The 25,592-nt window shown below is 71.4% G+C and carries 20 protein-coding genes; 9 read left to right on the forward strand and 11 right to left on the reverse strand.

The genetic code is table 11. The annotated features are described in order from the left end of the window. On the forward strand, nucleotides 1-717 hold a 717-nt coding region (locus EJK15_RS33150; protein ID WP_338089902.1), incomplete at its 5' end, for a DUF6716 putative glycosyltransferase. A gap of 214 nt (nucleotides 718-931) precedes the next feature. Here EJK15_RS33150 and EJK15_RS33155 read toward each other — a convergent pair. The 5 genes from EJK15_RS33155 to EJK15_RS33175 form a co-directional block, all read right to left on the reverse strand. Next, nucleotides 932-2,167: a polysialyltransferase family glycosyltransferase gene (locus EJK15_RS33155; protein WP_171074668.1), complete on the reverse strand. Its 1,236-nt coding sequence runs from the start codon at nucleotides 2,165-2,167 to the stop codon at nucleotides 932-934. Beyond that, a complete protein-coding gene (locus EJK15_RS33160; protein WP_138714427.1) occupies nucleotides 2,168-3,148 on the reverse strand; it encodes a glycosyltransferase family 2 protein in 981 nt (326 codons plus the stop codon). Between the two features lie 25 nt (nucleotides 3,149-3,173). After that, nucleotides 3,174-5,210 carry an N-acetylneuraminate synthase family protein gene (locus tag EJK15_RS33165; RefSeq protein ID WP_138714428.1) on the reverse strand — a complete coding sequence of 679 codons (2,037 nt, stop codon included), beginning with the start codon at nucleotides 5,208-5,210 and terminating at the stop codon, nucleotides 3,174-3,176. A 70-nt stretch (nucleotides 5,211-5,280) separates the two neighbouring features. Next, a complete protein-coding gene (locus EJK15_RS33170; RefSeq protein WP_138714429.1) occupies nucleotides 5,281-5,946 on the reverse strand; it encodes a response regulator in 666 nt (221 codons plus the stop codon). Further along, the gene (locus EJK15_RS33175) at nucleotides 5,943-7,634 is read right to left on the reverse strand and encodes an ATP-binding protein (protein ID WP_138714430.1); all 1,692 of its coding nucleotides are present in this window, start codon (nucleotides 7,632-7,634) and stop codon (nucleotides 5,943-5,945) included. Before EJK15_RS33175 ends, EJK15_RS33170 begins: the two co-directional genes overlap by 4 nt. A 111-nt stretch (nucleotides 7,635-7,745) precedes the next feature. Here EJK15_RS33175 and EJK15_RS33180 point away from each other — a divergent pair, with 111 nt between their 5' ends. Continuing rightward, complete coding sequence (locus tag EJK15_RS33180; protein WP_138714431.1) at nucleotides 7,746-9,074, forward strand: cation:dicarboxylate symporter family transporter; 1,329 nt, start codon at nucleotides 7,746-7,748, stop codon at nucleotides 9,072-9,074. On the opposite strand, the gene EJK15_RS33185 is transcribed toward EJK15_RS33180, so the two are convergent. From EJK15_RS33185 to EJK15_RS33195, 3 genes are all read right to left on the reverse strand, one after another. After that, the gene (locus EJK15_RS33185; RefSeq protein ID WP_138714432.1) at nucleotides 9,071-9,886 is read right to left on the reverse strand and encodes an SAM-dependent methyltransferase; all 816 of its coding nucleotides are present in this window, start codon (nucleotides 9,884-9,886) and stop codon (nucleotides 9,071-9,073) included. The genes EJK15_RS33180 and EJK15_RS33185 overlap by 4 nt on opposite strands. Before the next feature lie 48 nt (nucleotides 9,887-9,934). Continuing rightward, the gene (locus tag EJK15_RS33190) at nucleotides 9,935-11,275 is read right to left on the reverse strand and encodes a sensor histidine kinase (protein WP_240777372.1); all 1,341 of its coding nucleotides are present in this window, start codon (nucleotides 11,273-11,275) and stop codon (nucleotides 9,935-9,937) included. 65 nt (nucleotides 11,276-11,340) lie between these two features. Continuing rightward, nucleotides 11,341-12,834, reverse strand: a complete 1,494-nt coding sequence (locus tag EJK15_RS33195) for a glycoside hydrolase family 13 protein (protein WP_138714433.1) — start codon at nucleotides 12,832-12,834, stop codon at nucleotides 11,341-11,343. Between the two features lie 374 nt (nucleotides 12,835-13,208). Between EJK15_RS33195 and EJK15_RS33200 the strand changes: the two genes are divergently transcribed. Then, nucleotides 13,209-14,456 (forward strand): right-handed parallel beta-helix repeat-containing protein, encoded by a 1,248-nt coding sequence (locus tag EJK15_RS33200; RefSeq protein WP_276615448.1) that lies wholly within the window; start codon nucleotides 13,209-13,211, stop codon nucleotides 14,454-14,456. Between the two features lie 95 nt (nucleotides 14,457-14,551). Then, nucleotides 14,552-14,854 carry a hypothetical protein gene (locus tag EJK15_RS33205; protein WP_138714434.1) on the forward strand — a complete coding sequence of 101 codons (303 nt, stop codon included), beginning with the start codon at nucleotides 14,552-14,554 and terminating at the stop codon, nucleotides 14,852-14,854. Nucleotides 14,855-14,905: 51 nt separating this feature from the next. Here EJK15_RS33205 and EJK15_RS33210 read toward each other — a convergent pair whose 3' ends face one another. After that, entirely contained in the window at nucleotides 14,906-15,469 is a 564-nt protein-coding gene (locus EJK15_RS33210; protein ID WP_171074669.1) for a TetR/AcrR family transcriptional regulator, read from the reverse strand. Nucleotides 15,470-15,522: 53 nt separating this feature from the next. On the opposite strand from EJK15_RS33210, the gene EJK15_RS33215 reads away from it, so the two are divergent. Then, entirely contained in the window at nucleotides 15,523-18,636 is a 3,114-nt protein-coding gene (locus EJK15_RS33215) for a bifunctional cytochrome P450/NADPH--P450 reductase (RefSeq protein WP_138714436.1), read from the forward strand. A 16-nt stretch (nucleotides 18,637-18,652) separates the two neighbouring features. On the opposite strand, the gene EJK15_RS33220 is transcribed toward EJK15_RS33215, so the two are convergent. Further along, nucleotides 18,653-19,726, reverse strand: coding sequence for a serine hydrolase domain-containing protein (locus EJK15_RS33220; protein WP_138714437.1), 1,074 nt, complete (start codon nucleotides 19,724-19,726; stop codon nucleotides 18,653-18,655). Nucleotides 19,727-19,928: 202 nt separating this feature from the next. Here EJK15_RS33220 and EJK15_RS33225 point away from each other — a divergent pair, with 202 nt between their 5' ends. Beyond that, nucleotides 19,929-20,531 carry an ACT domain-containing protein gene (locus tag EJK15_RS33225; protein WP_138714438.1) on the forward strand — a complete coding sequence of 201 codons (603 nt, stop codon included), beginning with the start codon at nucleotides 19,929-19,931 and terminating at the stop codon, nucleotides 20,529-20,531. A 69-nt stretch (nucleotides 20,532-20,600) separates the two neighbouring features. Here EJK15_RS33225 and EJK15_RS33230 read toward each other — a convergent pair whose 3' ends face one another. Continuing rightward, nucleotides 20,601-20,957: an ArsR/SmtB family transcription factor gene (locus EJK15_RS33230; protein WP_138714439.1), complete on the reverse strand. Its 357-nt coding sequence runs from the start codon at nucleotides 20,955-20,957 to the stop codon at nucleotides 20,601-20,603. Between the two features lie 49 nt (nucleotides 20,958-21,006). On the opposite strand from EJK15_RS33230, the gene EJK15_RS33235 reads away from it, so the two are divergent. The 3 genes from EJK15_RS33235 to EJK15_RS71055 all read left to right on the forward strand — a co-directional run bounded on the left by EJK15_RS33235 (nucleotide 21,007) and on the right by EJK15_RS71055 (nucleotide 25,507). Continuing rightward, nucleotides 21,007-22,284, forward strand: coding sequence for a cation diffusion facilitator family transporter (locus EJK15_RS33235; protein ID WP_171074670.1), 1,278 nt, complete (start codon nucleotides 21,007-21,009; stop codon nucleotides 22,282-22,284). Between the two features lie 293 nt (nucleotides 22,285-22,577). Then, a complete protein-coding gene (locus EJK15_RS33240; protein WP_240777374.1) occupies nucleotides 22,578-23,894 on the forward strand; it encodes an acyltransferase family protein in 1,317 nt (438 codons plus the stop codon). Nucleotides 23,895-24,316: 422 nt separating this feature from the next. Next, nucleotides 24,317-25,507: a hypothetical protein gene (locus EJK15_RS71055; RefSeq protein ID WP_171074671.1), complete on the forward strand. Its 1,191-nt coding sequence runs from the start codon at nucleotides 24,317-24,319 to the stop codon at nucleotides 25,505-25,507. Nucleotides 25,508-25,592: the final 85 nt, after the last annotated feature.

Genomic DNA, 25,592 nt, shown 5'->3' on the forward strand with positions numbered 1-25,592 from the left:
GGGCTGGCCAGGCTGCCGTTCCTGCGCCCCAAGGCCGTCGCCCAGGGCGGGAACCGGGTGGTGTTCGCCACCCAGGCCAAGGTGCCGCGCGAACGGGAGCAGCGTGAGCGGATCCTGCTGGCGCTGGCCGAGCTGGCCGGGCGGCGCCCCGACCTGGACGTGGTGGTCAAGCTGCGGGCGCTGGAGGACGAGCGCCAGACGCACAACGAGCGCCACCACTACCAGCGGCTGTGGCGGGAGATGGGAGAGCCGGGCCGGCTGGCGTTCGAGGCCGGGTCGATGCACGACCAGCTGACGCGGGCGGCCGGGTTCGTCACGGTGAGCTCGACGGCGGCGCTGGAGGCGATCGCGCTGGACGTGCCATCGCTGGTGCTGAGGGACTTCGGCGTGAGCGCCGAGATGATCAACCTGGTGTTCGAGGGCAGCGATCTGCTGGGCACGCTGGAGGAGCTGGCCGAGGGTGACTTCCGCGCGGCCTCGGCCGTGTGGTGCGCGGCCAACTACTTCCATCCGGCGGAGCGCAACGACTGGGCGGGGTTGCTGAACGGGCTGGTGAGCTCCCGGCCGCGGGTGCCGGCCAGGTCGCTGCTGGACGGTCCCGAGCACGCGGCGGCGCGGCGCCGGGCCAGGTTGCGGGTGGAGGTGCCGCCGACGATGCTGCGGGCCGGCTACAAGGCCAAGCGCCGGATGCGCCGCTACCTCAAGGCCCTCAACTGACGCCCATCGCCCCAAGCACATCCGAGTACGGACGGCCGCCGCCCTAAGTCCCCGAGTACGGACGGCCGCCGTCCCAAGCACACCCGAGTACGGACGGCCGCCGCCCTAAGCTCCCGAGTACGGACGGCCGCCGTCCCAAGCGCCCAAGCACGGACGGCCGCCCCAAGCGCCGGCCGGGCACCACGGGCGGCATGGTCCATATGGGGCCGGGCGGTCAGATGGCTGATCTGATCTTCCTGCGGAGCCGGGAGAGAGCGGTCGGCTTGGCCGCCAGGCCGAGTGTCTCCAGGCGCTTGCGCTTGAAGTAGCGGGCGTCGAACTCGATGCTCTCCGGCCGCAGCTCGGGATAGGTGTCGGCCTGCATGCAGTAGCCGACCGCGCGCACCAGCGCGGGCAGGTCCACGGCCGGCGGCCGGTCGATGTGACCCTCGGCCGACAGCCGCGGCAGCAGCGCGTCCACGATCGTGACCGGGATCCGGTTGCTGTTCTCGTACGGCGCCAGCCGGTCGAGCACCAGCTGCGTGCCGTAGGAGGCCACCTTGAGGCCGAAGTAGCGCTGCGCCGTCACCAGCCCGGTGGAGAAGCAGCCCACCACCAGCTCGGGCCGCTGCGCGGCGAAGCACACCTCCGCCGGCACGCTCTCCCCGGGCACCGACAGCCGCACGCCCAGCGGCTCGGCCGCGGCCCGCATCAGCTGGGCGTGGCGGCGCCCGGCGGCCGGGTGCGGCTTGAACACGATGTCGGTGTAGCCGCGGGCGGCCAGCGCCCTGAGCATCGTCTCGTGCAGCTCCGCCTCCTCCTCGGCCGTGACGATCTCCAGCGCCGACAGGTACTGGCCCAGGATGACGGCCTGCCCGGCCGGCAGGTCAGGGGCGGTGGAGGCCACCTCGTTCACGATCGACAGGAAGCGCTCGCCGGGCAGGATCTCGGGCGGGACGTCGTACTCGCTGAGCAGCAGCGGCGTCAGGCCCGGCACCAGGTCCAGGTGGAGCAGCCGGCCGATGCGGCGGAAGATCTCGGCGGGCAGCGGGTCGCGGGTCGGGCCGTAGCTCATCAGCCCGTCGGAGTAGACGGTGATCGGGCAGTCGCGCACCAGCCCCGCGATGGTCCGGGCCGGCGCCACCGCGATCGACTCCAGCACCAGCTCCTCGACCCCGTCCAGCGCCCAGTGGGAGCGGATGAGGCGCTCCATCATCGGCACCTCGATGATGCGCGCCCGCCAGTCGGACGGGTGCAGCGGCGCGATGAGGTCGTTCCAGGAGTGCACCTCGTCGAAGCGCGAGCGCAGCACCGCGAAGCCGGGCGTCTTGTCGAGCGGCGTGGCCACCTCGGGGATGGCCGCGTTGTTCGACATGACGAGGACGCGCCGGCCGTCGCCGAAGCGGCCGTCGTCGATCGCGGCGGCCAGCGACATCGCCCCGAACAGCGTCGAGGCGTAGAAGACCTTCACTTATGTCTCCTCCCGGTCGCGGCGGACCCGGACGTGCGGGCTGGGGGGCAGATCGGGCACCAGGGCGCGCAGCGTGGTCTCGCGCTCGGCCGACATCCGCGCCACCGAGTCGGACACCAGCTCCGCCGGAAGGGCACGCACCATCTGCGCGCCGCGCTCCTCGAAGCGGGCGCGCAGCGCGGGCGTGAACCGGTCGGCGATCTCGAGGTGGTGGGCGAGCAGCGCGCAGAAGTTGCGCGCCGCCTTCGGCAGGAACTCCGCCTCCAGGTCCTTGAACACCAGCTCGAAGGCGTCGAAGAAGTGCAGCTGCCGCTCGTCACCCACCTGCGTCAGCGACCCCGTCACCATGCGCCGGTAGAACACCCCGGCCATCGACACGACGGCGAACGTGGCGGCCTCCCGGTGCAGCCGCCAGATCCACGGCCGGTCCTCGGCGGTGTGCAGGGAGCCGGGGAAGTGCAGCAGGTCGCGCAGGGACCGCCGGTAGATCCCGGCCCAGGCGTACGGGTAGTCCACCATGGTCCGCACGCCCGCCGGCAGGATCGCGTCGCGCGGATCGAGCACCGCGCCCCGCTGCGCCAGCGGGGCCCGGTGCACGACTCGTTTTCGGCCCTCGGCCTGCACGTGGTCGACGCGGACGAAGTCGCAGCCGAGCCCGTCGATGGCCTCGACCAGCCGCGCCAGGTAGCCGGGGGCGAGCCAGTCGTCGCCGTCCATGAACGTGACGTACCGGCCGGACGCCGCCGACAGGCCCGTGTTGCGCGCGTCGGCCAGCCCCACCGGCGCGGGGTTGCGCAGCATGGTCAGGCCGGGGAGATCGCCGCGGAAGTCCTCGATGATGTCCCCGGTGGCGTCCACGGACCCGTCGTCGACGACGATGAACTCGAAGTCGTGCCGGGCGTTACGGCAGAGCGAGGTCAGCGCGTCGGCGATGAACCGCTCGCCGTCCCGGATCGGCACGACGACCGAGAGGGTGATCAATGGTTCCTTCTCCTGGTGGTGACGGTCAGACGGTCACCCGGCGCAGGCGGCTCTTGGGAGCCTCCTCGCCGGGGAAGACGCGCTTGACGCCGTCGCCCATGGCCTGCTCGATGATCCGGATGTCGCGCACCAGGTGCTCCAGGCCGGCCGGCTCCAGGGAGGCGGCGTGGTCGGAGCCCCACATGGTCCGGTCGAGCGTGATGTGCCGCTCGACGCACACCGCGCCGAGCGTGACGGCGGCCAGCGAGATCTGCAGGCCGCGCTCGTGGCCGGAGTAGCCGACGGGAACGCCGTAGCGCTCCTTGAGCGTCGTGATCGTGCGCAGGTTGGCCTCCTCGGGAGGCAGCGGGTACGTCGACGTCGCGTGCATCATGATCAGCCTATCGGTGCCGAGGACCTCGACGGCCGCGTCGATCTCCGACAGCGTCGACATGCCGGTCGACAGGATGATCGGCTTGCCGGTGGCGGCCAGGACGCGCAGCAGCTCGTGGTCGGCGACGCTGGCCGAGGCCACCTTGTGCACCAGGACGTCCATTTCCTCCAGGAACTCGACGGACGGCACGTCCCACGGCGAGGCGAACCAGTGCAGGCCGCGCTCGTCGCAGTATTTCGCGATCTGCCGGTACTCGTCGCGGCCGAACTCGGTCCGCTCCTTGTACTCCAGGTACGTCATCTCGCCCCACGGCGTCTGCCTGATCTGCCCCTTCTGCTCCTCGGGCACGCAGATCGCGGGGGTGCGCTTCTGGAACTTGACCGCCTGGCAGCCCGCGTCGGCGGCCACGTCGATGAGCCGCCGGGCGATGTCGAGATCGCCGTTGTGGTTGATGCCGATCTCGCCGATCACGTAGACGGGCTCGCCTTCGCCGACCAGCACGTCGCCGATCGCCACCGGGCCCAGCCTGGGCCGTGCCTTGGCCTCCGCCACCGGCGCCTCGGGCCGGGCGGCCACCACGCGGTCGCACAGCTCGCGCACCGCGCCGGACCCGCCGGGCCTGGTCAGCACCACCCGGGCGGCGGCGCGCACGCGCGGGTGCGCGTCGGGCGTGGCGATGGGCCAGCCCACCTCGCCCATCGGGCCCAGGTCGTTGACGTCGTTGCCGACGTAGGCCACGCGGGCCGGGTCGAGGCCCTCGATGGTCAGCCAGTCGCGCAGCACGGTCCGCTTCTCGGCCAGCCCCTGAAGCACGGGCACGCCCAGCTTGCGGGCGCGGGCGGCCACGACCGGGTTGTGCTCGGTGGACATGATCAGGACCTTGACGCCGGAGCGGCGCAGCAGCGACACGCCCATCCCGTCCGAGCGGCTGACCAGCACCATCTCGCGGCCGTCGGAGTCGACGTAGGCGCGGTCGTCGGTGTGCACGCCGTCGAAGTCGGTGATGACGGCGTCGACGTCGATCGGCTCGGGCGCGTCGATGAACGGTGCCAGCGCGCGTACCAGCTCCAGGTCCTCGGGATTGTCCACCTCGATGGCGTGCTGCGGCGGCACCGGCTGCACGGCGGTCGTGCCGAAGAAGCGGTGGCCGTGCCGGCGCAGGCCGGAGGTGCGCATGACGTAGAAGGCGCCGTTCTCGCGGAACTCGGGCTCGCGGTCCTGCCGGCGCGGCCGGACGGCGGGGTCGTGGTTGACGCCCCCGCCCGTGGCCGTCCACAGGAACTCGTGCGTAGGCAGGCCCGACACCACGGAGTCGGCCTCGCCGTCGAGCACCTTGCGCACGGCGGCCGACAGGTTCTCGGGGTCGATGAACGCGCTCGTGCACTGCACGAGCACGACCACCTCGGGATCCTCGCCGAGCGTGTCGAGCGCGTGCAGCACGGCCGACTCGCTGGAGGCGGTAGCGCCGCTGAGCTCCTCGGGCCGGTCGACGACGAGCGCGCCAGCCTCCCGGGCGGTCTCGGCGATCTGGGCGTGGTCGGTGCTCACCACGACCTGGTCCACGAGCTCGGCGCGCAAGCAGGCCCGCACCGCGCGGGTGACCAGCGGGACGCCCCCGACCGGGGCGAGGTTCTTCAGGGGTACGCCCGCCGAACCTCCGCGGGCGGGAACTACGGCCAGGACTCGCAAGGTGTCTCCTCAGTGCATCGGATGCACCCAGAAGCTAGAGGGCCGGATTGAACGGCCAGCATCACCATCATTAACTTTCCATGGGTATCCGGTAGAGCAACTCTGGCCGGCCCACCGCGCCGTACTGCGGCATGCGGGCCGCCACCCCCAGCTCCACCAGGTATTCCAGGTAGCGGCGGGCGGTCACGCGGGACACTCCGATCGCGTCCGCCACGGCCTGTGCCGCCATGCCCTGGGGCCGCTCGCGCAGCTTGGCGGCGACGGCGTCGAGGGTGTCTCTGGACATGCCTTTCGGCAGCTCCGAGCTGCCCCTGAGGGTGCCCAGGACGCGGTCCACGTCGCCCTGGCCGACGGCGACGCCTGCCTCCTCTTTGAACCGGGCGTAACGGGTGAGCTTTTCGAGCAGTGTCGCGTAGGTGAACGGCTTGAGAAGGTACTGGGAGATGCCGAGAGACACCGCCGAGCGGACCATGGCCAGGTCGCGGGCGGAGGTGACGGCGATGATGTCGCACATCAGGCCGCCCGCGCGCACGGCCCGGCACACCTCCAGGCCGTGCATGTCGGGCAGGTAGAGGTCCAGCAGGATGAGGTCCACGGGCCGCTTGCGCAGGAAGCGCAGCGCCTCGCCGCCGGAGCGGACCACCCCGGCCACCTCGAAGCCCGGCACCCGCTCCACGTAGATGCGATTGGCCTCGGCGGTGATCTCCTCGTCCTCGACGACCAGCACCGAGATCATCGCGCCCGCCCCGCGTCCATGCCCGGCCCCGGCCCCTGGCCGGGCTGTGACCGCGGGCGCGGGCCGGGCGGCGGCTGCGGGCCTGACGCCGGGCCTGTGCCGGGTCGCGGTGCCGGGCCTGTGCCGGGCCGGGGCTGCTGGATCGGGCCGGGTGGCGGCTCCGGACCCGTGTCAGGTCGCGGTCGCTGAATCGTGCCGGGTCGCGGCTCCGGGATCGGCAGTCGCACGGTGAACACCGAGCCCTCCACATCGATGGTGCCGCCCAGGCGCCGCACCGCCTGCCCCACCAGCGCCAGGCCGAGGCCGCGCCCGTCGCCCTTCGTCGTCCAGCCCTTGCCGAACGCGGCGGGGCCGGTCAGCCCGGGACCGTTGTCGGAGACCCTGATCAGCACCTCGCCCTCGCCGGAGCTCAGGTGCACCTCCACCCGGGTGGCCGCGTCGATGGCGTTGTCGATCAGGTTGCCCACGATCGTGACCAGCTCCCGTGGGTCCAGGCCCAGGTCGTCCAGCTCGCTGTCCTGGCTGATCAGCAGCTCGCCTCCGCGCTCGGCCGCCTCGGCGCTCTTGCCCAGCAGCAGCGCCGCGAGCACCGGCTCGCGCACCGCGCCCACCACCCGGTCGGTCAGCTCCTGCGCGGCCCGCAGCTCGGCGGTGCCGAGCGCGACCGCCTGCTCGGTACGGCCCAGCTCCACCAGCGTGATCACCGTGTGCAGCCGGTTGGCCGCCTCGTGCGCGGCCGAGCGCAAAGAGTCGGCGAACCCCCGCTCGGCGTCGAGCTGGCCGGTCAGCGCCTGCAGCTCGGTGTGGTCGCGTACGGTCACGACGGTGCCGAGCCTGCTGGCGGCGCTGTTGACGACCAGGACGCGGTCGCCGACCAGATGCACGCGCTCCTCGCCGCCGACCGGCACGTCGGCCAGGCCCAGCTCGCTCATGTGGCGGCCCTCGGCGTCGTCGGGCAGGCCGAGCAGCTGCCGGGCGGCGTCGTTGCACAGGGTGAGCCTGCCGTCCGTGCCGACCAGCAGCAGGCCCTCCCTGACGGCGTGCAGGACCGCGTCGTGGTGTTCGTGGATGCGGCCCAGCTCGACCGGGCCGAGCCCGTGGGTCTGGCGGCGCAGCCGCACGGTGACCAGCCACGTGCCGGCGGTGCCCAGGCTGAGCGCGAGCGCCACGATGAGCCCGCCCCACGCGAGCCGGTCGCGCAGCCAGCCGCTGATCCTCTCGACCCTGATGCCCGCGCTGACCAGCGCGACCACCCGGCCGCCCGAGATGACGGGGGCGACCGCCCGCTCGGACGGGCCGAGCGTGCCCGTGTAGGTCTCGGTGAACGCCTTGCCCGCCAGCGCCGGCCCGATGTTGCCGCGGAACCGCTTGCCGATCTCGGCCCGGTTCGGGTGGGTGTAGCGGGTGCCGTCCGGCTTCATGATCGTGACGAAGTCGACGCCGGTGTTGATGCGTACCCGCTCCGCGAACGGCTGCAGCCGTTCGCTCGGGTTCGCCTCCTCCAGCGCCTCCAGCAGATCGGGCGAGGCGGCCACGGTCACCGCCACGCCCTTGGCCGTGGCGGCGGCCTCCTCGGTGAGCAGGTCGTGCGCCTGCACCAGAGCGAGCACGGCGCCGCCCGTGGCAGTGACCACGACCACGAGCAGTTGCAGGACGAGCATCTGCCCGGCCAGGCTCCAGCGCCGCATATTAACGACTCTTTTCGTGAACGTAACTTACGCAATCGTGACGTGGGTCACTTGTGCAGCGCATAGTCGCACAGCTGGAAGTTCCGCCCAAACCCGCTGGAGAAACCCCCCATGCGCGATCGCACGCGTTACCTGTACCTGGCCGTCATCGTGGCCGTCCTGCTCGGGATCCTGGTCGGATTCCTCTGGCCGGAGGTCGGCAAGGAGCTGAAACCTCTAGGCACCGGATTCGTCGCCCTCATCAAGATGGTGATCGGCCCGATCATCTTCTGCACGATCGTGCTCGGCGTCGGCTCGGTCAGCCAGGCGGCCAAGGTCGGCAAGGTCGGCGGCCTGGCGCTCGGCTACTTCATCGTCATGTCCACGGTCGCCCTGCTCATCGGCCTGGTGGTCGGCAACGTCATCGACCCGGGCTCAGGACTCCAGCTTACCGACACCGCCCGGGAGGCCGCCGCGGCCGAGGCGGCCAAGGGCTCCGAGGGCGACGCCGTCGAGTTCGTGCTCGGCATCATCCCGGACACACTGGTGTCGGCGCTCACCGCGGGTTCGGTGCTGCAGGCGCTGCTCGTGGCGCTGCTGGCCGGGTTCGCGCTGCAGGCCATGGGCGCCAAGGGCGCGCCGATCCTGCGGGGCGTGGAGCACTTCCAGCGGCTCGTGTTCCGCATCCTCGCCATGATCATGTGGGCCGCGCCGGTGGGCGCGTTCGGCGCCATCGCCGCCGTCGTCGGCGCCACCGGGATCGAGGCGCTCAAGAGCCTGGCGATCATCATGGTCGCCTTCTACGTCACCTGCCTGCTGTTCGTCGGCGTGGTGCTCGGCCCGATGCTGTGGCTGGTGGCCCGGATCAACCTGTTGTCGCTGCTGCGCTACCTGGGCCGCGAGTTCCTGCTGATCCTGTCCACCTCGTCGTCGGAGACGGCGCTGCCCCGGCTCATCGCCAAGATGGAGCACCTGGGCGTGAGCCGGACCGTGGCCGGCATCACGGTGCCGACCGGCTACTCCTTCAACCTCGACGGCACCGCGATCTACCTGACCATGGCCACGCTGTTCATCGCCTCGGCGACCGGGTCGCCGCTGGAGTTCGGCGAGCAGGTGGCGCTGCTGCTGTTCATGATGATCGCGTCGAAGGGCGCGGCGGGCGTGACCGGCGCCGGGCTGGCCACGCTGGCCGGCGGCCTGCAGGCGCACCGGCCCGAGCTGGTCGACGGCGTCGGCCTCATCGTCGGCATCGACCGGTTCATGTCCGAGGCCAGGGCGCTGACGAACTTCGCCGGCAACGCCGTGGCCACCGTGCTGGTCGGCACCTGGACGGGCGAGTTCGACAAGGAACGCGCCGGCCAGGTGCTGTCGGGGCACGCGCCGTTCGACGAGGCCACGCTGCTGGATGAGGACGAGCGGCCGGAGCCCGACGCCGGCGACAGGGAGATGGCGAGGGTCTAGGGCTTGCGCCCGATGCCCACGTAGGCCATGCGGGTCATCTCCTCGTCCGCGAACAACGGGTGGTCGGGGTCGATGAACGGCCAGCCGTGCGGCCCAGGACCGGTGACCAGGCCCGGCGGGATGAGCTCGAAGTCGCCGAAGAAGGCGCCGATCTCCCCGCCGGGCCGCGGCGTGAACGCGGCGTTGGCCTTGCGGTAGAACTCGGTGACCTTGGCCGTCCGCTCGGTGGCCACGTCGTTGGTCACGTGCGAGATCGCCAGATAGCTGCCCGGCGCGACCGCGTCGCGGTAGGCGGCCACGAAATCCTGCGGGTGGTCCTCCTCGGGGATGAGGTGCAGGATGAACATCATGAGCACGGCCACCGGCCGGTCGAAGTCCAGCAGCCCGCGCACCTCCGGGTCGGAAAGGATCTCCTCCGGCCGGCGCACGTCGCCCTGCACCATGGCCACCCGGCTCGGGTCTGCCAGCATCGCCCGGCCGTGCACGGCCACCACCGGGTCGTTGTCCACGTAGACCACGCGCGCCTCGGGCGCCCATCGGTGCGCCACCTCGTGCACGTTCTCCTGCGCAGGCAGCCCCGAGCCCAGGTCGAGGAATTGCGTGATGCCCTGCTCGCACAAATACCGCACCAGCCGGCCGATCAGCGCGCGGTTCTCCCTGGTCCCGTCGCGGACCTCCGGCATCACGCTCAGCACCATGTCGCCAAGCTCCCGGTCGGCCTTGAAGTTGTCCTTGCCGCCGAGAAAGTAGTCGTACATCCGTGCCGCGTTCGGAATATGCGGATCCACGCCCTGCGGGGCCTGTTCTGTCATGCCATGAATGATCCACTACTGGCGTGCCTGATTTCTACCGATTCGGGGTTAGGCGGCCGGAAGGCGGAGGACGAATCTCGCGCCGCCCAGGAAGTCCTCCACGGTGATCTGGCCGCGGTGCGCCATCGCCACGTCCCGCGCGATGGCCAGGCCCAGGCCGGTGCCGCCCGCGTCGCGGCTGCGCGCCGCGTCCAGGCGGGTGAAGCGCTCGAAGATGCGGTCGCGGTCCCTCTCGGCGATCTCCACGCCGTCGTTCTCGACCGACAGCACCGCCACGCCGTCCTCGCGGGCGACCTCGACCCGGACGAAGCGCTCGGCGTGCCGCTGGGCGTTGTCCAGCAGGTTCGTCAGCACCCTGGCCAGCTGGAGCCGTACGCCGTCGACCGCCACCCCCTCGGCCAGGTCCGCGCGTACCGGGATCTTGTCGCTGCGGACGGAGAGCTCCTGGCGCACCAGCTCGGCGAGGTCCACCCGCTCCCTGGCCGCGTCCACCCGGGAGCCGATCCTGGCCAGCAGGAGCAGGTCCGTGATGATGGCCTCCAGGCGGTCGGTGTCGCGCAGGGCGCTGCTCACCAGCGACTCGACGTCGGTGTCCTCCGGATAGAGCTGGGCGCTCTCGAGCTGCGCGCGCAGCCCGGCGATCGGGGTGCGCAGCTCGTGCGAGGCGTCGGAGGCGAACTGGCGCTGCTGCTCGGCGGAGCGCTCCAGCCTGGCCAGCGTGCCGTTGACGGACCTGGCCAGCTCTGCCACCTCGTCCTCACCGGGCGGCTGCGTGACGCGGCTGCTCAGGTCGCCGGCGTGCACGGCGTCCAGCTCCTCCCGCATGGTCGCCACCGGCCGCAGCGCCCGCCCCGTGACCAGCCACGTGGCCCAGCCCGCGAGCGCGATCAGCACGGCGATCTCGGTGAACACGATCATCTCGAGGGTGCGCGAGGCCAGCAGGTCGGGTGTGCTGCGGCCGGCGTAGACCACGGGGGAGTCGGCGAAGACGCTCACCCTGACCGCCGACAGGTGGACGCACTCGGTCGGCAGGCAGTTCGTGGTGCTGATGACCCGGTTCTCGGCCGTGGGGCGCACGTCGCTGAGCGGCGGCAGGTTTCTGGCCGCGTCACTGGTGGCGAGCACCTGCCCGTCGGGCCCGACGACCTGGATGAGGTTGATCGGCGGCTTGGTCACCGGGAGGGCGGCGCCCATGGGCAGGGCGCCGCTACGCATCTCGTACGCGACGTGCTCGGCGGTGTCCCGGGTGTCCTCGAACACGCCGCCCTCGACCAGGGCCCTCGTCGCGATGACCCCGCCGATGCTCACGGGGGTGAGCACGAGGGCCGCTACGGCCGTCGCGATGAGGGTGACGCGTCCCCGCAGGGACCTCGCCCACAGGGCTGACACCCACCGACATTACCGAGGGTAATCACCGTCATATGCCGCGTAAAGGAAAAGTTTCCCCCAATTGGTCAACGCTGGAGCCAGACCGCGGTGTCCGGCGGGACCGCTCCGTCGGTCGCCAGCGGGCCGCTGGACACCAGCACCTCGCCCGCCAGGTCGAGGCGCACCGGCTCCTCGCCCGTGTTGAGCACCACGACCAGGCCGGGGTCGCGCTCGATGACCAGCACGTCCTTGGGGGAGTCCAGCCAGCGCAGCGTGCCGCCGCCGAGCGCCGGGTGCTCCCTGCGGATCCGCAGCGCGGCCCGGTAGAGGTTCAGGGTGGAGGCGGGGTCGTCCTCCTGGGCCTCGGCCGACAGCTCCGTCCACGCCTCCGGGATCGGCAGCCACGGGTCCCGCCAGCCGCAGCCGGGGGCGGAGGTCCACGGGACCGGCACCCGGCAGCCGTCGCGGCTCTCGCCGCGGCGCAGGAACGCCGGGTCCTGGCGCAGCTCGTCAGGCAGGTCGAGCACCTCGGGCAGGCCCAGCTCCTCGCCGTTGTAGAGGTAGGCCGAGCCGGGCAGGGCCAGCATGAGCAGCGTGGCCGCGCGGGCGCGGGCCAGGCCGCCGTGGCGGGTGACGTGGCGGGGCTTGTCGTGGTTGGACAGCACCCAGGTGGTCGGAGCGCCCACCAGCTCCGCTTCCTTCAGCGCCTTCTCGATCACCGTGCGGAACGACTTGGCGTGGAAGTCCGCCATCATGAATTCGAACGAGAACGCCTGGTGCAGCTCGTCGGGCCCCACGTAGCGGGCCAGCCGCTCGGGCGAGGACACCCACGCCTCGGCCACGGCCATCCGCCCGCCGGGGTAGGAGTCGAGGATCGGCCGCCACTCGCGGTAGATGTCGTGCACGCCGTCCTGGTCGAAGTACGGCAGCTGCTCGTCGCCGAGCATCTCGGCCTGGCGGCCCTCCTTCGGCCCCACGTCGGGCAGCCCGTCGGCCTTGATCATGCCGTGCGCCACGTCGACCCTGAAGCCGTCCACGCCCCGGTCGAGCCAGAAGCGCAGGACGTCGCGGAACTCGGCGCGCACCTCGGGGTTGTCCCAGTTGAGGTCGGGCTGCTCGGACGCGAACAGGTGGAGGTACCACTGCCCGTCCTCGACCTGCGTCCACGCCGGGCCGCCGAAGATCGACTCCCAGTCGTTGGGCCGCTCGCGGAAGATGTAGCGGTCGCGCAGCCCTGCCTGGAACCAGGGGTGCTGGTCGGAGGAGTGATTGGGCACCAGGTCGACGATGACCCTGATGCCCTTGTCGTGGGCGTCGGCGATGAGCGCGTCGAAGTCGCCCAGCGAGCCGAACATGGGGTCCACGTCGCGGTAGTCGGCCACGTCGTAGCCGCCGTCGGCCATGGGGGAGGTGTAGAAGGGGCTCAGCCAGATGGCGTCCACGCCCAGCTCGGCGAGGTAGCCCAGGCGGTCGCGCACGCCCTCGAGGTCTCCCATGCCGTCGCCGTTGGCGTCGGCGAAGCTTCGGGGGTACACCTGGTACACGACGGCGTCCCGCCACCAGTCGTCGTTGCCGAGCATGACTGTCCTTCCCCCGGTTGCCCGAGATGTCGGGTGATGTTCTGGTGAAGGATGTCGCGATCGCTTCCGCCGGTCAAGTGCAAGTTTCGGAAAGTTGCAAACGTCACTTTCCTTGGATTTGCGCATGTGTAGCTGAGGTCAGGGCGGCACCAGGGATATAGGCCGGGTAAGGCTTCTTTCGCAAGTTCTTCCAATTCGCCGGGTGAGCCGCTCGCTCTCGGCGCCCGCGCCGAAGGCCTGTACAACGCCAGGACGGCGACGTCATCCCGGGCGACGGGCCTTCGCTCCGTATCTGGCGCCTCACACTGTGAGCACGCTACGGTTGCCTCTGCCGGATTCCCTTTATTGTTCAACTAGATAGTGGTGTGCACGTTATGAGGTTGCTCTCCGTGGCCGTCATGGCCTCGCTCCTCCCGGCCGTCCCAGTCGCAGCATCAGCCCAGGCGGGCACGACCTACTACGTGGACTCCAAGGCGGGCGACGACGCCGCCGCGGGCACCACCGCCACCGCGCCGTGGAAGTCGCTCGACCAGGCCAACGCGGCCGACCTCAAGCCGGGTGACACCGTCGCGTTCAAGCGCGGCAGCTCCTTCACCGGCACGCTCACCCTGGCGGCCAACGGCACCGCGGCCCGCCCCCTCTCCGTCAAGCCGTACGGCACCGGCCCGCTCGCCAAGATCACCGGCACTGACGAGGACTGCGTCGTGATCAGCGGCGACCACTGGCGCGTCAGCGGCCTGCGGGCCTCCCGCTGTCGCTGGGCCGGCTTCCGGCTCGACGGCGACCACAACGAGCTGGCCGGCGTGCAGGCCGACGGCAACATCGCCGGCGTGCACGTCACGCCGTCCGGCTCGCGCAACACCATCCGCGACAGCGTCATGACGGACAACAACCGGATGAGCGTCGACGACGACGGCGGCGACGACGACTCCGGCGCCTTCGGCGTGCTGCTCAACGGCGACGACAACGTGGTGACCGGCAACACCATCACCGGCAGCTTCGCCAAGAGCCAGGACTACGGCACCGACGGGGCCGCCGTCGAGATCTTCAACGGCGACCGCAACCGGGTCACCCGCAACGTCTCCAGGAACAACGAGACCTTCACCGAGCTGGGCGCCGCGAAGGGCAAGACCGCCACCGGCAACGTCTTCGCCTTCAACGTCGTGACCTCCTCCCGCCGCGGCTCCTTCCTCATCACCCGCGGCCCCCGCCACATCGTCGGCCCGGTCAAGGGCACCGTCGCCGCGCACAACTCGGTCTACCTGCCGGCCAAGGACACCGTCGGCTGGTCCTGCCACGACGGCTGCGCGCCGTCGATACTCAAGCTGCGCAACAACGTCATCGTCGTCGGCGGGGTGGCCGGCTGGGAGGACGGCAAGGGCGCCGACGAGGCCGGCAGCGTTTACCAGGGCCGCATGGGCGGGTTCAAGCTCGGGCCCAAGTCGACGAAGGCGGACCCGAAGTTCGTCTCCCGCACGGACCTGCGCCTGCGCCCCGGCTCCCCGGCGCTCGGCCGCGGCCTCGCCCTCACCCCCCAGTGGTACGGCGGCAAGGCCTTCGCCAAGGACGCCGCGGGCAAGCCGGTGGCCGGTCCGCCGGACGCGGGCGCGTACCAGCACTGAGACGGACCACCTTCGCGGAGCCGACGTGGCGCGGCGCCGAGATCGCCAGGTGAGGACTGCGCTCTTTTGACGGTGCCGGTGTCTAGAGTGGGCCCGTGCTTGTTCCAGATCTTCGCCAGCCCCTCGTCAGGCAGCTCGCCGAGTCCGACGCTCCGCGCCACTACTGGCACATCGCCGACGAGGACGGCCGGGCCTGGCTGTTCGAGAGCGTCGAGGGCGACGGCGAGCACTGGGCGATCAGGCAGGTCGAGGTCGGCGCCGATCGTGTCGCCCGCTGCTACTGGTGGCGGCGGCTGCAGGACGAGCAGGGCTTCCTCACCGACCAGCCGCTGGAGATCTGGGAGCTGACCGAGATCACCGAGGTGGCGTTCGAGGCCGTCTGGCAAGCGTCCGCCTGAGCCCGTCACGGCCGATGCGTCCGCCGGGGGCCGTCGATCCGCGGCCCGGCGTCATCGGCCGGGTCCCACCAGGCCGTGGATGATCAGGTTGATGGCCGTGTCGAGGTTGCGGTCGGTCTCCTCGGGATCGTCCCGCAGGTGCCCCTGGATCTCGAAGAGGACGAGGCCCGAGACGAACGCGTGGAGCACGTCGCTCGTCCGGCGCAGCTCCTCCTCCGGCACTCCGGCCAGCCGCAGCACCCGGCCGAGCACCTGCCACATCGCCATCCGCCGGTCGGCGACGAGCTCCGGGTGGTTGTGGACGTGGCTCCACAGGGCGGGATGCGCCCGCGCGTGCCGGTAGTAGGCCCGCGCCAGCGCCCTGAGCTGGTCCTGCCACGGCGCGCCGTCATCCGGCGGCAGGTCCATCCGCGCCGCCGCCGTGGCGCAGATCAGCCCGAGCAGCGCCTCTTTGCTCTCCACGTGGTGGTAGAGCGACATCGGGTTGACGTCCAGCGCCGCGGCCAGCTTGCGCATGGACAGCCCCTCCACGCCGCCCTCGTCCATCAGCCGAAGCGCCGTGGAGCTGATCTCTTCGAGACTCAGGGGCTCACCCCTGCGCGCGCTCACTGCCATACACCGTATGGTAGCTTCAGCCATACGGTGTATGGCTACCTTAGGGAGCACTCATGGCGCGGATTCCCGCCCCGCAGGGCCTGCCCATCGTGGGCAACACGCTGCAAATCCCCTCTCACTCGCCGGTGGAGCACTTCGTCGAGGTGGCCGCCAGATACCAGGAGGAGGGGATCTTCCGGCTCGAGATCGCCGGGCGCAGGGTCGTGCTGGTCTTCGACCCCGACCTGGTCGCGGAGGTGTGCGACGAGAGCCGGTTCGTCAAGCGCATCCGGCCGCCGCTGGCGATCGTGCGCGACTTCGCCGGCGACGGGCTGTTCACGGCCGAGCCGGACGAGCCGGTGTGGGGGCAGGCCCACCGCATCCTGATGCCCGCCTTCAGCCAGCGCTCGATGAAGGCGTACTACCCGCAGTTCCTCGAGGTCGCCGAGCAGCTCGTCGAGTCGTGGGCAGGTCGCCAGGGGGAGGACCTGCCCGTCGCCGACGACATGACCAGGCTCACGCTCGACACGATCTCGCTGACCGGATTCGGCTACCGGTTCAACTCGTTCGACTCACCCGAGCTGCACCCGTTCCTGCAGGCCATGGGCGGCGCGCTGACCGAGGCCATGCTGCGCAACCAGCAGCTGCCGTTCGTCACCAAGCTCAAGCGCGGGCGCGAGGAGACGTACCGGCGCGACATCGCCACCATGCAGTCGCTCGTCGACGACGTGATCATGCAGCGCCGCGCGGATGGCGGCGGCGGTGCCAAGGACCTGCTCGGGCTCATGCTGGAGGCGGCCGATCCGCAGACCGGCGGCCGGCTGTCCGACGAGAACATCCGCAACCAGGTCCTCACCTTCCTGATCGCCGGTCACGAGACCACCAGCGGGTTGCTCTCCTTCGCCCTGTACAACCTGCTGCGCGAGCCCCACACCCTGGCCCGCGCCTACGACGAGGTGGACCGGCTGCTGCCGGGCGACGAGCCGCCGACGTATGAGGCCGTCATGAAGCTCGACGTCATCGCCCGCATCCTGGAGGAGTCGCTGCGGGTCTGGTCGCCGATCCCGGCGTTCAGCGTGACCTCGCTCGAGGACACCACGATCGGCGGCTACCCCATCCCCAAGGACCAGGGCGTGGTCGTGCTGCTGCCGGTGCTGCACCGCCACCCGAAGGCGTGGGACCGGCCCGCCGACTTCGACATCGACCGCTGGCTGCCGGAGCACAAGCAGGCGCATCACCCTGGCGCGTACAAGCCGTTCGGGAACGGCGAGCGGGCCTGCATCGGCCGCCAGTTCGCGCTCACCGAGGCCAAGCTCGCCCTGGCGATGATCCTGCGCCGCTTCGCGCTGTCCGACCCGAACGTCTACCGCATGAAGATCAAGCAGACGCTCACCCTCAAGCCGGACGGGTTCACGCTCAGAGTCCGCGAGCGCCGCGCCCACGAGCGGGCGGTCATCGCCGGGGAACCCGCGCAGGAGGCGGAGCAGCAGGACATCGCCGTCACCGGCGTCCCGCTCACCGTCGCGTACGGCTCCAACCTCGGCACCAGCGCCGACATCGCCGAGCGCCTGGCCGAGCGAGCCGGGCGGGCCGGGTTCGCCACCACGCTCACCACCCTCGACGAGCTGGCGCCGCCGAGCGAGGGCCTGCTCGTCGTGGTCGCCTCCTCCTACAACGGCAAGGCGCCCGACAACGCCCAGCGCTTCGACGCCCTCGGCACGCTGCCCGACCTGTCCGGGGTACGGCTCGCGGTGCTCGGCTGCGGCAACACGCAGTGGCCGACGTACCAGGACTTCCCGCGCCGCGCCTTCGAGAAGCTGACGGCCGCCGGGGCGGTGCCGCTGATCGAGCGGGGCGAGGCCGACACCGACGGGGACTTCGACGGCGACGTGTCGGCGTGGACGGGCAGGCTGTGGGCGGCGCTGGCCGAGCAGTACAGTGCCCCTTTGCATCTGGGCGCCGACTCCACCGGGCCGCGCTACGAGATGGAGGTGCTCAGCGAGGCCGAGGTCAGGCCCGCCGTCGTCTCCGAGCGCGCCTTCCCGCTGACCGTCGTCTCCAACGAGGAGCTGATCGGCGACCCCGCCGGCCTCTGGGACTTCTCGATCGAGGCGCCGCGCCCCGGCGTGCGCTCCATCGTGGCCAGGCTGCCCGAGGGGGTCACGTACACGGCAGGCGACCACGTGGCCGTCTTCGCCAAGAACGACCCCGAGCTGGTCGAATGGGCGCTGCGCTGCCTGCGCGTCCCCAGGGAGCAGGTCGTGCGCCTGCGCGCCGCCGGGGCCACCCATCTGCCCGTGGACACGCCGGTGACGGCGGGCCTGCTGCTGACCGAGTTCGCCGAGCTGCAGGAGGTGGCCACCAGGTCCGACCTGGAGGCGCTGGCCGCGCACACCGCGTGCCCGTGGACCCGCGGCCGGCTCGCCGAGCTGACCGGCAACTACGCCGACGAGATCCTCGCCAAGCGCGTCTCCCCGCTGGCCTTGCTCGAGCGCTTTCCCGCGATCGAGCTGCCGCTGCCGGCGTTCCTGGAGATGGCCGGGCCGATCAAGCCCCGCTACTACTCGGTCTCCTCCTCGCCGCTGGCCGACCCGTCCCTGGTACGGCTCACCGTCGGCCTCGTCGAGGGCCCCGCCTGGTCCGGCACCGGCACCTACCAGGGCATGTGCTCGGCCTACCTCGCCGGGTTGAAGGAGGGCGAGGTCTTCTACGGCTACGTCCGCGTCCCCGCCCCGCCGTTCCGGCTTCCCGCCGACCCGGCCACGCCCGTGATCCTCGTCGGCCCCGGCACCGGGTTCGCGCCGCTGCGCGGCTTCCTCGAAGAGCGCGCGCTGTCGGGCGCCACGGGGCGGGCCGAGGTGTTCGCCGGGTGCCGCCACCCCGAGCACGACCTGCTGTACGCGGACGACCTGGCGGCCTGGGGCGTCTCCGCGCACCTAGCGTTCTCGGCGGTGCCGGGGCACCCGCACCGGTTCGTCCAGAACGCCATCGCCGCCCACGCCGGCGAGGTGTGGGAGCTGCTCGACCAGGGCGCCCACGTGTACGTCTGCGGCGACGGGCTGCGGATGGCACCCGCGGTCCGGCAGACGTTGCTGGACATTTACCGGGCGAAGACCGGCGAGGACGGGGCCGCCTGGCTGGCCGGGCTGGAGGCGGACGGGCGCTACCAGCAGGACGTGTTCGCCTGACCCCGTGAGGCCCTGGTCAGCAGAACACGGTGGCCAGGGCCTTCGGCAGGGCGTCGGCGGGGACCTGACCGGTGTACGGGTTCGCGGAGATCACGACGGTGCGGCCCTCGTCCGAGCGCAGCGCGTACGTGAGGAAGCCGAAGATGCCGCCGCTGTGCCCGTACACGCTCTTGCCGCAGGTCAGCTTGAACTCCTGGAGGCCGAGGCCGTACCCCATGCCCGCGCCCGCCGGACGGGTGGCGCGCATCTGCTTGAGCGCGGACGCGCTGGTCAGCTTGCCGCTCATGAGGGCGTCGAAGAAGCGGGCCAGGTCCGCCGTTGTCGAGATCATCTCGCCCGCGCCGTACTCCAGTGACGGGTTGATCCTCGTGGCGTCCACGATCTTGCCGTGGTACGAGGCGTAGCCGCGGGCGTGCGGCCTGGGCAGCGCCTTGTCGTGGCCCGGCAGGAACGTGTGGGTCAGGCCGATGGGGCGCAGGATCCTGGTCGTGATCGCGTCGGCGTACGAGCCGCCCGTCAGCTTCTCGATCAGCATGGCGGCCACCACGTAGTTCGTGTTGGAGTAGCGCCAGCCTTCGCCCGGCGTCTTGAAATAGGGCGGTCTGGACAGCCCGACGGCCAGAAGCTCCTGCGGCGTCTGGTCGTACAGTGACTCCACCGGCCGGAAGTCCCGGGCCGACCAGCCGGGGATGCCGGCGCCCGCGTAGTCGAACAGGCCGCTGGTGTGGTCGAGCACCTGCCGCACCGTGATCGGGCTGCCCTCGGGCAGCGCGCCGGGCAGGTGCTCGGCGATCGGGTCGTCGAGGGACAGCTTCTTCTCGTCGGCGAGCTGGAGCACGACGGTGGCCACGAACGACTTGGTGACGCTGCCGATCCGGAAATGCCCGCCGGCGTCGGCCGGCTTGCGCGAGACCATGTCGCGGTAGCCGGCCGCGGCCGTCCAGTCCTTGCCGTTCTCGCTCACCCGGACGAGCGCGGCCGACACGGCCTTGGTCCGCACCAGGGCGTCGAGCTGCTGTTCGAGCGAGTCGTGGGCGGGAGAGAGGGTGGTCAGGGCGAGCGTAAGTGCCGCGATCTTGGTGAGAATCATGGGGACGACGCTAGAGATCCGTTACCTGCCGGGCCATGCGGGCGACCATACGATGACCTGTGGAAAACCGCAGCGGCTAATTATCGACAATCCGGACTTAACCCTTCATCCTGGGATAGAACCGCAGCATGTGCGACATTTCCGTGGAACATGCTCGAAACCTTTCCACGGCACTGTGAGAGCCTCTGGAAAGGGGGCGGCAATGCTGCTGCGACTGAGGGTGTCGCTGCCGGACCGGCCGGGCGGGCTGGGGCAGGTGGCCAAGGCGCTGGGTGCGCTCGGAGCTGACATCCTGCAGGTCACCGTGCTCGAACGAGAGGCCGGACGGGCCGTGGACGACTTCACGGTCTCCTGGTCTGGCCCCGTGACCCCGGCGGAGGCCCGCGAGCGGCTGTCCGTGGTGCCCGGCATCCGGGTCGAGGGGGTCTGGGCGACCAGGGAGGTGCCGGGTTCGGCGCTGGACTACGACCTGCTCATGCATGTCGTGTCGGAGCCCGCGCGCGGCTTCGCCACCCTCGTGGACGCCCTGCCAGGATTGTGCGGGGCGGAGTGGTCGCTGGCGGTGGCCGACGGCGCCGTACAGCATGCCTCGCTGTCCGCTCCCGCCGACTTCGATCTGCCCGAGCCGCCGCCGCGGGCCGTCGCCATGGACGCCCGCGAGCTGCGCCTGATGCTGCTGCCCGTGATGTCGCAGCGGATGCACGTGGTCGTGGCCCGCGCGGACGGGCCGGTGTTCCACCGCGCCGAGCTGGAACGCGCCGCCCGCATCGTGGACGTGGTCGCCAAGCTCGCCGCCCGCGTGTAGCCGTCTGCACGCTCCCGCCCGCGTGCTCGTCTTCGGCAAGGGGAAGATCGGCGTTGGTGATCGTCGCGCTCAGTCGTGGCGGGGCAGGCCGGAGATCTCGTGGTCGGCGTGGAACATGGCCTCCGCGATGAGCGCCCGCACGTGCGAGTCGCGGGCCCGGTAGAGCACGCGGCGGCCGTCTCTGCGGGTGTCCACGAGGCCGGCCAGCCGGAGCTTGGCGAGGTGCTGCGACACCGACGGGCGCGGTACGCCGATGGCTCCGGCGAGGGAGCTCACATCCCGCTCGCCGGACGACAACAACCACATCAGCCTGAGCCGGGTCGCGTCGCTGAGCATGCGAAACGCGTCAACGGCCGCGTTCACCTGTGCGGGGGTGGGTTGCTCCTGCGACGGGTTGGCACCTGAGGCGTTGTCGCGTGCGTACATGACTACATATCCTGGTCAAAAGGGATGAATTGCGCAAGCGAGGGATGCCATGTCTGACCACCGGGACTCCGACCCGACACCCCACCAGCACCCCCGTCCCGGCCACCCAGAGGGCCCCGGCACCTCCGGCGGGCACGGCCGCGCCGACGGGCACGTTCGGTCCCACGGCCACGGCCAGGACCATGCGCAGGGCCAGGACCATGCGCAGGGCCAGGAGCGTGGGCACGGTCAGGAGCATGCGCACGGCCAGGAGCGCGGTCATGGACACGGTGCCGGCCACGGCCATGGTCATGGGCACGGTCATGGGCATGCGGGGGAACCGGCCTCGCGGTGGCGAGGCATCAAGGCGGTGTTCGGGCGGGTCGTCCACGCTGTCGCGCCGCACAGTCACGACAGCGCCGACAAGACCGACGCCGCCCTGGAGTCCAGCAGTCGCGGCATGCGCGTGCTGGCCATCTCGTTCGCCGTCCTGATGGTCACCGCCGCCGTGCAGGCCGTGATCGTCCTGGCGTCCGGCTCGGTCGCGCTGCTCGGCGACACGCTGCACAACCTCGCCGACGCGCTCACCGCCGTCCCGTTGGCCATCGCCTTCTCGGTCGGCCGCCGCGCCGCCACCCGCCGCTTCACCTACGGGTACGGCCGGGCGGAGGACCTTGCGGGCATCGCCATCGTCCTGCTCATCGCCGCCTCGGCGGGCCTGGCCGGGTACGAGGCCGTCAAGCGGCTGCTCGATCCCCAGGACATGCAGGCCGTGTGGTGGGTGGCGGGCGCGGGCGTGGTCGGGTTCCTCGGCAACGAATGGGTGGCCAGGTACCGTATCAAGGTGGGCAGGGAGATCGGCTCGGCCGCACTGGTGGCCGACGGCCTGCACGCCAGGACCGACGGCTTCACCTCGCTGGCCGTCCTCGTGGGCGCGGGCGGCGCCGCGCTCGGCTTCCCGATCGCCGACCCGATCGTCGGCCTCCTGATCACCGCTGCCATCTGCTTCGTCCTGCGTGACGCGGCCCGCGAGATCTACCACCGGCTCATGGACGCCGTCGACCCCGCGATCGTGGACGCCGCCGAGCGCATCATCGCCACGGTCGAGGGCGTCCAGCACGTCGGCTCCGTACGGCTGCGTTGGATCGGCCACGCGCTCCACGCCGAGGTGGAGATCCTCGTTGCTCACGACATGTCGGTCGTCCACGCGCACGCGGTGGCGGTGGAGGCCGAGCACCGGCTCATCCACGAGCTGCCACGCCTGAGAGCCGCCACCGTCCACACCGACCCGCACGGCCCCGCGGGCGCCGACCACCACGCCCCCCTGTCCACCCATCGCACCACGTGAGCCACCGCCCTTTTCCTCCCATTCGCCCCGAGGCACGCGAGCCGTTTCCTGCTGCCGTCGGCGCGTTCAGCGGGAGCAAGCCGTCACCGTGTCCAAGGGGCGCGACCCGTCTCCGTAACGGTCGCAAGCCGTCTGCCGCGTCGCGGGGTGTCAGTGACGTTCGGGCTGTGGGTGGGGCCGCGGGGCGGTTGGCGCGTTCAGCAGCAGCGATGTGCCCATTTGGCCGGAGTCGGTCAGGGCGTATCTCCTGACATCGCCGTATTACCAGGATTGTTCCGGGTATGTTACTTCGGGTGTCTTTCGCCGCCGCCCCGGCCCTGCCGGCCCAGCCCGCCCACTCCGCCACCAGGCTGGCCTGGCTGGACGCGCTGCGCGGCATCGGCGCGCTCGCCGTGGTGGCCGAGCACATGCTGCCGTGGTTCCTGCCGGGGCTGCGGCCGTACTGGTTCAACCTGGGCATCTACGGCATCATCGTGTTCTTCCTGGTCAGCGGCTACATCATCCCCACCTCGCTGGAGCGGCACGGCGACGTGCGGGCGTTCTGGGTCAGCCGGATCTTCCGCCTCTATCCGCTCTATCTGAGCGTGGTCGTCCTGGTGCTGGCACTGGCGTGGTGGGTGCCGGTGCGCGGGGAGGTGGCGCGCGACGGGAGCGCGGTGGCGGCGCACGCGACGATGCTGCTCGACGTGGTGAGCGTGGGCGGTGTGGCCGACACGATGTGGACGCTGTCGTACGAGATGGTGTTCTACCTGATGGTCACAGCGCTGTTCCTGGTCAAGGCGCACCACCGCAGCGGGCTGCTGTCGATGGTGTTCGCGGCCGGGGCCGTGGTGGTGGGGCTGGTGGCGGCGCGCGCGGCGCTGGCGGGGGCGTGGCCGGCGTACGTGTCCTGCGGGCTCTTCGTGGTGGGGCTGGTGTGCGTCATCTGGGGGCGGGCCCGTACCGCCGCGGCCTGCGTGCTCGGCGTGATGGCGCTGGCGTTGCTGCTGCTGAGCAGCCGGGTGCCGTGGCTGGGGGTGGCGGTGCTGGCGGTCATGTTCGCGGGCACGGCGATCCACCGGTGGGAGGGCGGCCGCGGCGGGCTGTGGCCGGTGGCGGTCACGGCGGCGCTGGTCGCGATCACGCCCGTGTGGGCCGTCATGAGCGGCTGGTGGTGGGTGCGCCCCGACGTGTGGATCACCACGCTCGCGCTGGCCGGCGCCACGTTCGCGGGCGGGATGGCGCTGCGCGGGCGACGGCTCCCGCGGGTGCTGGTCTACCTCGGGCTGATCAGCTACTCGCTCTACCTGGTGCATCATCCGTTGCTGAAGTACTTCGTGGAGGTCAGCGGTGACCTGCGCCGGGCGGCGCTGCCGTACCAGCTCGGCATGGCGGTGCTGGCCCTGGGCCTGACGCTGGGCGTGAGCGCGATGGCCTACCGCTACATCGAGCGGCCCGGGCAGGCGCTGGGCCGCCACATCTCAGGCCGGAGCCCCCGCGGGCTCCAGAGCCGGGCCGATCTCGGGGTGGCGGGAGAGTGCCCGCGCCACGACGGGGTCCTCGGCCAAAAGGAAGGCCAGGTGCCTGACGGCGTGCGCGACCACGTTGGCCAGGGCGACGCGATCAGGTGACGGCGTCGCCGGCGCCTCGCCGCGGGCGATCTCCAGCACGGGCACCTCGATCGCGGGCAGCCAGGGCGACGGATCGGGGCAGACCGCGTACGTCAGCACGATCCTTCCGTCCCGCTCATATCGCCAGCTCGTGGAGTGCACGAGGGTATGCGGATCGGCGGCCGTCACCCCGCTGAGCCGCCGCGCGGCCGCGTCCGGGCTTTCGCCGCGTACGGGCTGGGCAATGGCACGCCGGTATGACCAGCGATTGTCGGTGCTCACCCGTAGCATGAGCGTCTCAACCGAGACCACGTGTCCTGTCATCGCCGACAACTTACTGCCAATCATATGCAACTGCGTCCCCAACGCATATGTCTCCCGCTCTTGAACCCCGCGGCGAGCCCGGCTGTAGTCGATGGCGTGCGAGAGAGAGGCCGACACCCATGCCGGGTTTGCTGGTGCTGATGGGGTCGGGCGAGACGAGCCCGACCATGGTCGAGATCCACCGCGCCGCGACGCGGACGCTGCGTGCGGGAGCGCGGGCCGTGCTGCTGGACACCCCTTACGCCTTCCAGGAAAACCGCGCCGACATCTCCGCCCGCGCCTGCCGATACTTCGCCCGCAGCGTCGGCCTGGATGTCGAGGTGGCCGCCGGGATCGCGGGCGCCGACTGGGCCTTCTCCGGTCCGGGCAGCCCCACCTACGCGCTGGACCGGTGGGCCGGCTCCGGCGTGGCCGGCGACCTGCGGGCCCGCGTCCGCGCACGTCAGGGGGTGACCGTGCTGGCCTCGGCGGCGGCCTGCACGGCGGGGCTGGCCACCGTGCCGGTCTACGAGATCTACAAGGTGGGCGCGGAGCCCCACTGGCGCGAGGGGCTCGACCTGCTGGAGCCGCTCGGCCTGCAGGCCGTGCTGATCCCGCATTTCGACAACGCCGAGGGCGGCACCCACGACACCCGCTACTGCTACCTGGGGGAGCGGCGGCTGTCGCGCATGGAGCGCGAGCTGCCGGCCGGCACCGCGGTCCTCGGGCTCGACGAGCACACGGCGGTCGTCATCGACCTGGAGAGCGAGTCGGTGCAGGTGGCGGGCAGGGGCGGCCTGACGGTGCGGCGGCCGGGCTCGCTGGCGGTGCTGCCCGCGGGCACCCGTACCGACCTGGCCGAGATCCGCCGCCTGGCCGAGGGCGGCGCGGGCACGTCCGCGCCTCCACCCCTGGCCGCGTCCGAGCCCGCGCCCGCCGAGGTCACGCTCGAGGAGACGATCCGGTCGTGCGAGGAGCTGTTCAAGGCCGCCGCGGCCAAGCCCGACATGGTGGCGGCCGCGCAGACCGTGCTCGACCTCGAGGCGGAGATCGTCAAGTGGGCGGCGGACACGGAGGAGGACGCCGGCGGCGTCGACCAGGCCAGGGAGCTGATGAGGCTGCTGATCGCCCGCCTCGGCGAGCTGGCCTCGACCGCCAACCTCCGCTCTCTCGGCCTCGGATCCCTGGTGGAGCCGCTCCTCGCCCTCCGGGCGCAGCTGCGGGACGAGGGGCGGTACGACATGGCGGACGCGCTGCGGGCGGCGATGCTCGCGGGCGGCGTCGCAGTGGAGGACACCCCGGGCGGGCCGCGCTGGACACCCGCCCCATGACCCGAACTGGCTGACGGAGCGGGTAAAGGCCCGGTAACGTGGCGTCGTCACTCGGCGTGCTCGCAGCGCTACAGTTGGCTCTTCT

It is taken from the genome of Nonomuraea basaltis, assembly GCF_005893125.1.
Lineage (GTDB): Bacteria > Actinomycetota > Actinomycetes > Streptosporangiales > Streptosporangiaceae > Nonomuraea > Nonomuraea basaltis.